Here is an 11,212-nt window from a genome sequence, read left to right as displayed (position 1 = left end):
CGCCCGGGTGACCGGCCCACCCCGCTGCTGCGCGACGACCGCGGCGGGACCGGAGCGGGTCTGCCCGTCGCCCTCACCACTCCCGGTGCCTCGGACTCCAAGGACGCTTCGAAGCGCAAGCGCGGCTCCGAGCGGAAGCGGGCCGCCCGCCCCGGCGAGACCGCCCGCGTCGAGGTCCTGAACCGTGCCGCCGCCCGCCGTGCCGGCGTCGACGGGCTGCTGTTCACCCTCGCGCCGACCACCGGCGGCGGCCTCACCCCGAGCGGCGACGACAGCCCCGCCCGCGGCGAGGTCGGCGTCCGCGTCGACTACTCCGGCTTCGACGAGCTCTACGGCGGCGACTGGGCCGGCCGGCTGCGGATCGTCCAGCTCCCCGCCTGCGCGCTGACCACGCCGGACAAGGCCGCCTGCCGCACCGCCACCCCGCTTCCCAGCAACAACGACCCGGCCGAGCAGACTGTGACCGCCGACGTCGACCTGGCCCCGGCCACCGCCAAGTCGGGTGCGCTCGGCGCCCGTTCGGCCGCCGCCCAGCCCATGGTCTTCGCGGCCGCCGCCGGCTCCTCCGGCTCCTCCGGCTCCTACTCCGCCACCCCGCTCTCGCCGTCCGGCTCCTGGATGGCCGGCAGCTCCTCCGGCGGCTTCTCCTGGACCTACCCCGTGGAGACCCCCGAGGTACCCGGCGGACCCCAGCCCGAGATCGCGCTCGGCTACTCCTCCCAGTCCGTCGACGGCCGCACCGCCTCCACCAACGGCCAGTCCTCCTGGGTCGCCGAGGGCTGGGACTACGAGCCCGGCTTCATCGAGCGCCGCTACCGCTCCTGCGCCGACGACCAGGGCAACGGCGCCAACAACACCACCAAGACCGGCGACCTGTGCTGGGGCTCCGACCAGGTGATCATGTCGCTCGGCGGCAGCTCCACCGAACTCGTCAAGGACGACACCACCGGCGAGTGGCGCCCGGCCGACGACGACGGCTCCCGCGTCGAGCGGAAGACCGGCGCCGCCAACGGCACCAAGGACGGCGAACACTGGGTCGTCACCACCACCGACGGCACCCGGTACCACTTCGGCCTGAACAAGCTGCCCGGCGCGCCCGACGACACCGTCACCAACTCCGTCGCCACCGCGCCCGTCTACGGCAACCACCCCGGCGAGCCCTGCCACGCCAGCACCTTCGCCGCCTCCTCCTGCACCCAGGGCTGGCGCTGGAACCTGGACTACGTCGTGGACACCCACGGCGACGCGATGACGCTGTGGTGGACCAAGGAGACCAACCGCTACGGCGCCGCCGGGAAGGACACCGGCGTCGCGTACACCCGTGCCACCTACCTCCGCCGCATCGACTACGGCCAGCGCGCCGCCTCGCTCTTCACCGGCCAGCCCGCCGGCCGCGTCGGCTTCACCGTCGCCGAACGCTGCGTGACCACCGCGAACTTCGACTGCGCGGTGGCCAACCGCACCCCGGCGAACGCCACCCACTGGCCGGACGTGCCGCTGGACCAGGAGTGCAAGTCCGGCGCCAGCTGCAAGGGCAAGAACAGCCCGACGTTCTGGACCACCAAACGCCTCACCAAGATCAGCACTTCCGTCCTGGTCGGCACCGACCTGCGCACCGTCGACAGCTGGACGCTCGACCAGTCCTTCCCCGCCACCGGCGACGGCACCTCACCCGCCCTCTGGCTGAAGTCCCTCACCCGCACCGGCCACGCCGCCGACGGCAGCACCGCCTCCATGCCGCCGGTCACCTTCGAGGGCATCCAGCTCGACAACCGCGTCGACGGGCTGGAGGGCCTGCCGCCGTTCTCCCGCTGGCGCGTCAACGCCATCCGCACCGAGACCGGCGGCAGCATCGCCGTCACCTACTCCGACCGCGACTGCCGGGCACTCGCGCCGAAGCGGATGCCGGCCAACCCGCACACCAACACCTACCGCTGCTACCCGCAGTACTGGACGCCCGAGGGCGCCTGGGAGCCGGTGCAGGACTGGTTCCACAAGTACGTCGTCACCCAGGTGCGCGAAGAGGACAACGTCACCGACGCCCCGCCGAAGGTGACCAGCTACGAGTACCTCGGCGGCGCCGCCTGGGCCTTCGACGACAGCGAGTTCGCCGACGACAAGCACCGCACCTGGAGCCAGTACCGCGGCTACGAGCGGGTCCGCACCCGCCTCGGCGCCGGCGACGACGTCAAGCAGCTCAGCGAGCACCGCTACTTCCGCGGCATGCACGGCGACAAGCTGCCGAGCGGCACCCGCACCGCCTCGGTCAGCGACTCCGAGGGCAACGCCGTCACCGACCACGGCCACTTCCAGGGGCAGCTCCGCGAGGAGATCACCTACGCCTCCGACGGCGGCCCGGTCGAGAACGCCACCACCTTCACCACCTGGGCGGAGAAGACCGCCAGCCGCAAGCGCGCCGGCACCACGCCGCTCGAGGCCTACATGGTCCGCCCCGCCACCAACCGCAGCCGGGAACGCGGCGACGGCGACACCTGGCTGCGCGCCACCGAGACCACGACCTACGACAGCTACGGCATGCCGACCAAGGTCGACGAGGTCACCACCGGCGGCACCAAGCGCTGCACCACGACCACCTACGCCCGCAACACCGCCAAGCACATCCTCGACGCGGAGGTCCGCGAGGTCACCACCGCCGGAGCGTGCTCCGAGACCGGCGCGACCGTCCTCGACGACACCCGGACGCTCTACGACGGCCAGACCTACGGCAAGGCCCCCACCACCGGCCTGGTCACCCAGGTCCAGGAGCGCAACGCCGAAGGCGACGGCTACGTCACCACCGACCGCACCGAGTACGACGTGCACGGCCGCGAGACCGCCACCTTCGACACCGAGGGCGGCCGCACCACCGTCGCCTACACCCCGGCCACCGGAGCCGTCCCCACCAGGACCGTCACCACCGACGCCCTCGGTCACACCGAGACCGTCGAGTTCGACCCGCTGCGCGGCCTGCCGCTCGCCGAGATCGACGCCAACGGCAAGCGCGTCGACCTGGAGTACGACCCCCTCGGTCGGCTGCTGAAGGTCTGGGACATCGACCGGGACAAGGCCACCCAGACCCCGTCCGCGACGTACGAGTACGCGATCACCAAGACCGCCCCCACCGTCGTCACCACCCGCGCGATACGCGACAACGGCAGCTACTCGGTCTCCTACGAGATCCTCGACGGCCTGCTGCGCACCCGCCAGGTCCAGGACCAGGCAGTCGGCGGTGGACGCCTCATCACCGACACCTTCCACGACAGCGCCGGCCGCGACTTCAAGTCCAACGACGGCTACTTCAACGAGGCCGCGCCCTCCCCGACGCTGCTGCTCGTCGGCGACCACCAGGTCCCCGCGCAGAGCCGCGTCACCTACAACGGGCTCGGCGAACCCACCGCCGAGATCGCCTACTTCCGGGGCGAGGAGAAGCACCGCACGGTCATCGAGCGGACCGGCAACTCCACCACCACGGTCCCGCCCGGCGGCGACATCGTCACCACCACCTTCACCGACGACGAGGGCCGCGTCGCCAAGCTGCGCGAGTACAGCAACACGGCCCGCACCAAGTGGCGTGACACCACCTACCACTACGACGCGCTCGACCAGCTCGTGAAGATCACCGCGCCCGGCGGCGCGGAGACCACGTTCACCTACGACGGCCGGGGCCGGCAGACCAGCTCCACCGACCCCGACGGCGGCACCACCCGCTACACCTACGACAACTCCGACCGCGTCGTCTCCACCACCGACCCGCGCGGCAACACCCTGTACACGAAGTACGACGTCGGCGGCCGACCCGTCTCCCTGCACGAGGACGGCCCGAACGGCCCCAAGCGCCTGGAGTGGACCTACGACACCCTCGGCAAGGGCCTGCCCGTCGCCGCCATCCGCCACCACAACGGCGAGCAGTACCGGGAGGAGGTCACCGGCTACGACAAGGCGTACCGCCCCACCGGCACCCGCACCGTCGTCCCCGCCTCCGAAGGCCTCGTCGGCGGCACCTACAACTACCGCTACTCCTACACCTCCACCGGCAACCTCTCCTGGGTCGAGGTGCCCGGCGTCGGCGGCCTCACCACCGAGCGGATCGTCTTCCGCTACAACCCCGACGGCCTCCCGATCTCCATCGGCGGCGCGGCCAACTACGTCACCGACGTCCAGTACTCCGCCTTCGGCGAGACCCTGCGCGTCGAGTCCGGCGCCACCGGCCGCAAGGTCTGGAGCTCCTACGAGTTCGACGAGTTCACCAAGCGGCTGACCCGCGCCACCTTCGACCGCTCGGTCAACCCCGGCCGCATCGACGACGTCCGCTACCGCTACGACGAGGCCGGCAACGTCATCGGCATCACCTCCACCCCCGGCCAGGCCGTCGCCGCCGACGCCAAGCCGGACACCCAGTGCTTCGCCTACGACCAGCTGCGCCGCATGACCTCCGCCTGGACGGCCAAGACCGACTGCGCGGGCGCCCCCACCCGGGAGACCGTCGGCGGCCCCGACGCCTACTGGCACAGCTACGAGTTCGACGAGGCCGGCAACCGCACCAAGCTCGTCGAGCACAGCACCGACGGCGACGCCGGCAAGGACGTCACCCGCACCTACCGCTACGGCAAGGACGGCGTCGGCGGCCCCAACGCGCTCGCCGAGGTGCTGTCCACCGGCCCCGGCGGCGACCGCCTCAACACCTTCGCCTACGACAAGGCCGGCAACACCACCAAGCGCCAGCGCGGCGGCGTCACCCAGACCCTCACCTGGGACATCGAGGGCCAACTGACCAAGGTCAGCGAACCGTTGGAGGAAGGCGGCACCTCCGAGACCTCCTACCTCTACGGCCCCGACGGCGAACGCCTCATCCGCACCGCCCCCGACGGCAAGAAGACGCTCTACCTCGGCGAGGCCGAGCTCACCGTCGACGACCGCAACGGCGAACGGACCGCCCAGCGCTTCTACGAGCACCCGGACGGCTCCACCACCGTGCGCAGCACCGGCGGCGGTCGCGAACTCATGCTGAGCGACCACCACGGCACGTCCAACACGACGGTCGACCTCGTCGACCCGGCGATGGGCGTCGTCCGCCGCCAGACCATGCCGTTCGGCGACGAGCGCGGCGCCGCGCCCACCTCCTGGCCCGGCGAACGCGGCTTCGTCGGCGGCACCATCGACCGTGCCACCGGCCTCACCCGCCTCGGCGCCCGCGACTACGACCCGGCGACCGGCCGCTTCATCTCCGTCGACCCGATGGTCGACTACACCGAACCGGCCACCATCAACCCGTACGCCTACGCCAACAACGCGCCGGCGACGTTCTCCGACCCCGACGGCCTCTTCTTCCCGATCCTGGTCGGCATCGCCGCCCGGATCGCGATCCAGGCCGCCATCCGCGCCGCCGCCCGCTACGCCGCGCGCCGCGCGGCCCAGGCCGCCGCCCGCCGCGCCGCCCAGGCGGCAGCCCGCCGTGCAGCCGCCCGCGCCGCCGCCCGCCGCGCCGCCGCCCGTGCCGCCGCACGCCGCGCGGCAGCCCGCCGCGCCGCCCAGCGCGCCGCCGCCCGCGCGGCAGCCCGCCGTGCAGCCGCCCGAGCGGCAGCCCGTCGCGCCGCCCAGCGCCGCGCCGCGGCCCAGGCCCGCCAACGCGCGGCCCGCGCCGCGCAACGCCGCGCCCAGGCCCAGCGCGCCGCCCAGCGCCGCGCCAAGCCCAAACCGCGCCCGCAGCCCAGGAGCCAACCCAAGCCGAAGCCCAAGCCCTCCCAGCAGAAGAAGCCCACGCAGCGGAAGGTGGAGAACGTCAAGCGGGAGCTGAAGGAAGAGGCCCGCGACAACGCCATCGACACCGCCACAAACAACAGCGGTGGCAGCCCTGGCTGCAACAGCTTCGTCCCCGGCACCTACGTCCTGATGGCCGACGGCTCCAAGAAGCCGATCGACAAGATCAAGGTCGGCGACAAGGTTCTGGCCACCGACCCGAAGACCGGCAAGACCACGTCCAAGACGGTCACGGCCACGATCCTCGGCGAGGGTAAGAAGCAACTGGTCAAGGTCACCGTCCGCACCGCGGAGCTTTCCGCCGCCGCGGTGTCGGCCGGGGCGGCCGGGGCCGGCGGCGACGGCACGAGTCGCGCCCTGTCCGCCGCGGCCGACGACCGGAACCCGTCAGACCGTGGCACGGCCTCGGTCATCGCCACCGACGGCCACCCCTTCTGGGTCCCGCAGCTCGGCGAGTGGCTCGACGCCGACGAACTCGCCGCCGGCCAGTGGCTCCAGACCTCCTCCGGCACCTGGGTCCAGATCACCGCCGTAGACCAGTGGACCGCGAAGCAACGCGTCCACAACCTCACGGTCGAAGGCATCCACACGTACTACGTGGGCGCGGCAACGACCGCCACTGCCCTTCTGGTCCACAACAGCAGCGGTCTCGAGTGCGACCTGCGGGTCTACACCGACCTCAAGCGAATGGAGCCGGGCAAGAACGAAGGCGCCACGGCCGTGCTGTGGACCCCGTCCGGTAACCGCTACTACGACTTCAGCCGCAGGCGTACAGAGTCGGACATTCTCAGCCTGCCGATCTCACTGCGCCGCGTACTGGGCCAGGTCGGACACCACGGCGGCTGTGCCGAGATAGGTTGTATCGCCCAGGCGATGCGTGCCGGGGACCTGGTCCGAGGCAGCCGAAGCCTGGCCATGCTTCGAAAGCCCTTCGGGCATCCCCGGAACAGGTCGCTGCTGCCGGGCTGTGACAGCTGTCAGGCGACGATGAGACGTTTGAAGATCACTGATCTCTTTGGAGGGTAGGCCGATGGGCCGGTCACTGAAGGGCGTCTCCCGTGTCAGGTGGGCGGAACTCACAGACGCGACCGGCTCGGCCACGGATCTGCCGGGACTGCTGGGCAGGATCGCCTGGGGTAACGCAGACGTGGCTCAGGACGCTGTAGACCAACTCGGGGACCGGGTGTGCGAACTTGGCTTCGTGGTGCAGGAGGCGACCCCGCATGTGGTGCCCTTCCTGCTCGAACTCGTGGCAGACCCTGCCGTGACGTGCCGCGCCGAACTACTCGCCCTACTCACGCGCGTTTACGAGGCGAACCAGTGGGAGTCCGCGGCAGCAGCGGCACCGTCGCATGCCGCGAACTACGAGGCGAAGGTCGACTGGGAACAGAGGTCCCGGACAGCGGTTGCCGCCGGCGCCGAGGTGTTCGCACAACTGGTCCTCTCTGCGGAGCCAGAGGTTGCCCGACTGGCGGGTGAGTTGCTAGGTCGCGTGCGGCGGACGTAGGACGGCCGAGGCGGGCGAACCGGTACTCGGTCGGTGCCTCGGGCGGCATCCGACCGAGCACAGTGTCGGGACGCGTGCCAACACGACGGTCGACCTCGTCGCCCCGGGGATGGGCGTCGTCCGCCGCCAGAACGGCTCCGGTGGAACGAGAGTGACTGAGCATCGGTTAGCTGCCGACGTGGGAGGCCGTGTTGAACGAGCTGCGTCACACGGTCGGCGAGGCGTTGGCCGCGGCCGGCTTCACGGCCATGGAGGTGGTCGCGCCGCGCAACGACCTGATTCCCGTGATCGTGGCGTGGTGTGTCACCCTGCTTCGTCCGGAGGATGGGCGGCGGGACGTCATCCTCGGTCATGACAAGCCGGGTCTCACCTCAGCGCTCAACACGACCTGGGGTCGGCTTGCGAGGGAGTCCGGCCTGCTCGCCGAGGCCGAGCGCGGCGGCGGCGAGTTGGTCGTGGGGCTGGACCTGGCCGCGGACGCGCGGGATGAGCCGGAGTTCGAGTGTCAGCGCTGGGTGCGAGTTTCCGTCCGCGACAGCTGGGATATCGCCGGTGCGGGTTGCGAGAGCGGAGTGCTCGGGGCGGGGAGGAACAATCCGTCGTTTGTGATGTCCTCGTTGGACGGTCGGGTTCTGATGGCTGCGGGCTACTGGCAGGTCGGCGTCGGGTTCGCGGTTCTCGCGGATCCGGGACGGGTGGCGGCACTTCGGGGGTACGCCAGGCGCCTGGCCTCGCTCCCTTCTGTGGAAGCCGCTCAGCGTGACTGGGCTCAGGGGTGGGCGCGGAATGTCGGCCCGTGAAGCGTGCGGCCCCGGTGGGGAGCCGCGTGTGGAGCGGGTGCTGGGTGAGCGTGCCGGGAAGTTCGTCCGGTCGGTGGGGCGGTGGACGCCGTCGTACGGCGATGAGTGCCCCTGGCCGGGTGAGGGGGAGTGGGCGGAGGCCGCCGAGGTGTACGGCCAAGAGCGGGTGAGTCGTTGCCGTGACGTGCTGGAAGACGTCCGGGTGCTCGGCGGGCTGCGGTACGACAGTCTCTCGTGGTCGTTGGAGGAGACGGTCACCTTCTGGCCGGAGCTCGACCTCGATGCGGACGACGGGTTTCCGGCCGTCTCGCTCATCGAACACTCCGTGGCGCACCCGTTCGGGGTCTGGCTGGACGAAAACGGTGTCGTGCGCTTCATGGCGGGAAGCGAGGCGGGCGGTGAGTACGTGCCGGTCTTTCCGACCGTGTCGCATCTGGTCGCGTCGGACGCCGTCCACTGGGAGTGCAGGGGCTGGACTGAGGTGGAACGAGGCGGGCCCGAGGGCGTGGATGCGCTGAGACCGCTACTCGATCGCATGCGGCCACTGAGCGACGCGTCCGGCTGGACTGAGGGCTGGTGGGAGGCGGACGGAATGCGGGCCCACCTATGGCAGACGTTCTCTCATGTCTTCGACAGCCCGGATCTCGTGCGGTGGCGGGTGTGGGCCCGTGACGAGAAGGCTCGGGCCGCCCTGCGGTTCATGAGGAAGCGCTCCGATGCCGCGAGTTGATCTGCCGGAGCGCTGGTGAATGGTCGGGCCCGGTGTCCGGTCAGATGACGGATCAAGCAAAGCCAGATGCTGCACCCCGAGGCGGGAGGTTCGTGGTGAGCAGGCCGCTCTTTCTGATCGAGATCGAACGCGTCCGTTGGGACGAGTTTCACACGACGGGTGAGCGTTCCCACGAGGTGCCGGCGGCTCTTCGGCAGATGCTCTCAGGCCAGTCCGAGGACGAGGTGATGGAGGGCTACTGGGGGTTGGAGAACGTCGTTGTCGTTCAGGGACAGCTCTTCAGTGCCGCGTTGCCGACCCTGGAGGTCGTTCTGGCGGGCCTGGCCGACGACCTGGCGCCGGACGCCCGTGACGCCGCGCTTGAGCTGGCCTTCCAGATTGTGAGTGGCGAGTCGGACGAGGAAGAGGTCGCGCGTGGCAACGCGGATCTCGGCCCCGCCTGCCGCCGAGCGGCCCAGCAAGGAAAGTGGCTCTTCTACCGGGAACTGGGCACACGCCGCAGGAAGCTGGCGGAGTCGGTCCTGGAGCTCGTTGAGGACGACAAGAGCCGCCTGCCCGCGTTCCTGGCAGCGCTGCGAGGCAAGGACATGCCTCGCTGACAGAGCATCGGGAGGAAGAACGGGCGGTACCGCCTCCTCGTGGTTGATTCGGCCAGGGCTACGCAGCCCTCACTGTCCGGCTCCGAACATGAGCGACCGGGCAAGTCCGCCCGTCGGCCGTCCGGCCCGACTCGTTACCCCAAGACGCTTGACCTCAAGTCAAGTTGAATTTCTACGTTATCCCCATGACCACTTCGAGCAGCACCTCAGCCCCCTTCGCCCCCTCTCACGACGACGCCGGCCTCATCGCCCAGCCCATCGGGTACTGGGCCAACGCGGCCGGCCAGGCCGTCGTCCAGAACATCCGGACCGCGCTCGGCGTCCTCGGCCTGACCCAGCCCGCCTGGTGGGTCCTGCACCACCTCAGCGAACGCCCGAAGGGCTGGGGCCGCGCGGAACTGACCGAATTCCTCAGCTACTACCCGGGCCCCGACGATGACCTACCCGGCGACATCGACAGCCTCGTCGCCCGGGGCCTGGTCTTTCAGAACGAGGACGGGCACCTGCTGCGGACCGAGTCGGGCGCGGAGCTGTACTCCCGTGCGGCGGCGCGGCAGTCGGAGCTGCGCCGCCAGGTACACGAGGGCATTCCGGACGAAGAGTACGCCCGCACCCTCAAGGTCCTCCAACGCATGATCCACAACGTGAAGGGTGACGCGTGGCACCACTGATCCGAGCGGACGGCCCCGGTTCACCGCTTGCGCCGTCCGGCTCCCCGGACCGGTGCCTGTCCGGCATGATCCGCCGGGACCCGGCTGGGCTCGCCCGGCAGTAGAGCCCTACTGACAACTCCGGGCCAACTCGGCCGGGTGCCTCCCGGAGGCACCCGGCCGAGTGTCGTGGCGGGGCGCTGGACGCGCGCCGGGTCAGTCCTTGATCGCCTTGTCGATGGCGGTCTTCAGGGCCTCCGGGTTGCTCGGGATGCTCTGCGTGGACTCGTCGATGATCGGCTTGCCGTCGTAGCGCAGGGTCGGGGTGGTGCCGATGTTGCGCTCGTCGAAGATCTTGGCCTGCTCCAGACCCCAGCGGTCGAAGGTGCCCTCGCGGACGTCCTTGGCGAACTGCTTGTTGCCCTTCAGCTCGGGCACCGAGTCGCCGATCTTGATCAGGTAGTCGTCCTTGGCGAACGGGTCGCCGCCCTCGTCGGGGTGGAACTCGTCCGAGTACATGGCCGCCTTGAAGGCCATGAACGCGTCGGGGCTGACGTTGAGGGCGGCGCCGAGCGCGCTCATCGCGTTCTTCGATCCCTCACCGCCGATGTTCCTGTCGAGGAAGTTCGCGCCGTAGAACTCGACGTTGTACTTGCCCTCGTCCATGCCCTTCTTCAGCTCGGCGCCCGCGTTCTGCTCGAAGCCAGCGCAGCCCGGGCAGCGCGGGTCCTCGTAGAGCTCAAGCGTCTTCGGCGCGTCCTTGTCGCCGAGCAGGACGGTCAGGCCGTCCTTGCCGGAGGTGTTCGCCGGGGCGACCAGGTCCTGCTTCGCGGCCGCGTCCCAGTACTCGTCCTCCAGCATCTTCGTCACCGCGAAGCCGATGCCGCCCATCACGGCGAGGGCGGCGACGACGGCGCCGGCGACGCCGAGCTGGCGGCGCATCTTCGCCTTCTTCGCCTCCTTCTCCCGCTCGGCGCGCAGCCGCTCACGGGCGACTCTCTTGGCTTCCTGGCTGTTGCGCTTGCTCATGGCTGTGGGTACTCCGTCGTGAGGGGTGTTGACTCGACAGTATGTGCGGGGTTCGGCCACGCGGCGGGTCAGCCGCGGGCAGCAGCCTGGCGTGGCGGGCCCCGGCGCACAACGGTGTGTACGAGCAGCGGGAGGGTGGG

7 protein-coding genes are annotated in these 11,212 nt (G+C 70.6%); 6 read left to right on the top strand and 1 reads right to left on the bottom strand.

What is annotated here, in order from left to right:
* The 6 genes from GL263_RS12830 to GL263_RS12805 form a co-directional block, all read left to right on the top strand.
* The coding region (locus GL263_RS12830) for a polymorphic toxin-type HINT domain-containing protein (RefSeq protein ID WP_182855798.1) at nt 1-6,783 on the top strand (6,783 nt) is incomplete at its 5' end.
* Between the two features lie 4 nt (nt 6,784-6,787).
* Entirely contained in the window at nt 6,788-7,264 is a 477-nt protein-coding gene (locus tag GL263_RS12825) for a hypothetical protein (protein WP_182855797.1), read from the top strand.
* A gap of 188 nt (nt 7,265-7,452) precedes the next feature.
* On the top strand, nt 7,453-8,064 hold the full coding sequence (locus tag GL263_RS12820; protein WP_182855796.1) for a hypothetical protein: 612 nt from the start codon (nt 7,453-7,455) through the stop codon (nt 8,062-8,064).
* A 28-nt stretch (nt 8,065-8,092) separates the two neighbouring features.
* Nucleotides 8,093-8,794, top strand: coding sequence for a hypothetical protein (locus GL263_RS12815; protein WP_182855795.1), 702 nt, complete (start codon nt 8,093-8,095; stop codon nt 8,792-8,794).
* A 95-nt stretch (nt 8,795-8,889) separates the two neighbouring features.
* On the top strand, nt 8,890-9,393 hold the full coding sequence (locus tag GL263_RS12810) for a hypothetical protein (protein WP_182855794.1): 504 nt from the start codon (nt 8,890-8,892) through the stop codon (nt 9,391-9,393).
* Between the two features lie 185 nt (nt 9,394-9,578).
* Nucleotides 9,579-10,064, top strand: a complete 486-nt coding sequence (locus GL263_RS12805) for a MarR family winged helix-turn-helix transcriptional regulator (RefSeq protein ID WP_182855793.1) — start codon at nt 9,579-9,581, stop codon at nt 10,062-10,064.
* A 195-nt stretch (nt 10,065-10,259) separates the two neighbouring features.
* On the opposite strand, the gene GL263_RS12800 is transcribed toward GL263_RS12805, so the two are convergent.
* Nucleotides 10,260-11,072, bottom strand: a complete 813-nt coding sequence (locus GL263_RS12800) for a thioredoxin domain-containing protein (RefSeq protein WP_182855792.1) — start codon at nt 11,070-11,072, stop codon at nt 10,260-10,262.
* Between the last annotated feature and the right edge of the window lie 140 nt (nt 11,073-11,212).

The sequence above is a fragment of the Streptomyces durbertensis genome, assembly GCF_014156695.1.
GTDB lineage: Bacteria > Actinomycetota > Actinomycetes > Streptomycetales > Streptomycetaceae > Streptomyces > Streptomyces durbertensis.
Note: the sequence above shows the minus strand (reverse complement) of the source record. Positions and strands in the feature narration are given on the sequence as shown.

What these genes read in the sequence shown, in the direction of transcription:
- GL263_RS12805 (WP_182855793.1), top strand. Translation starts at nt 9,579, where the DNA reads ATGACCACTTCGAGCAGCACCTCAGCCCCCTTCGCCCCCTCTCACGAC.
- GL263_RS12800 (WP_182855792.1), bottom strand. Translation starts at nt 11,072, where the DNA reads ATGAGCAAGCGCAACAGCCAGGAAGCCAAGAGAGTCGCCCGTGAGCGG.
- GL263_RS12825 (WP_182855797.1), top strand. Translation starts at nt 6,788, where the DNA reads ATGGGCCGGTCACTGAAGGGCGTCTCCCGTGTCAGGTGGGCGGAACTC.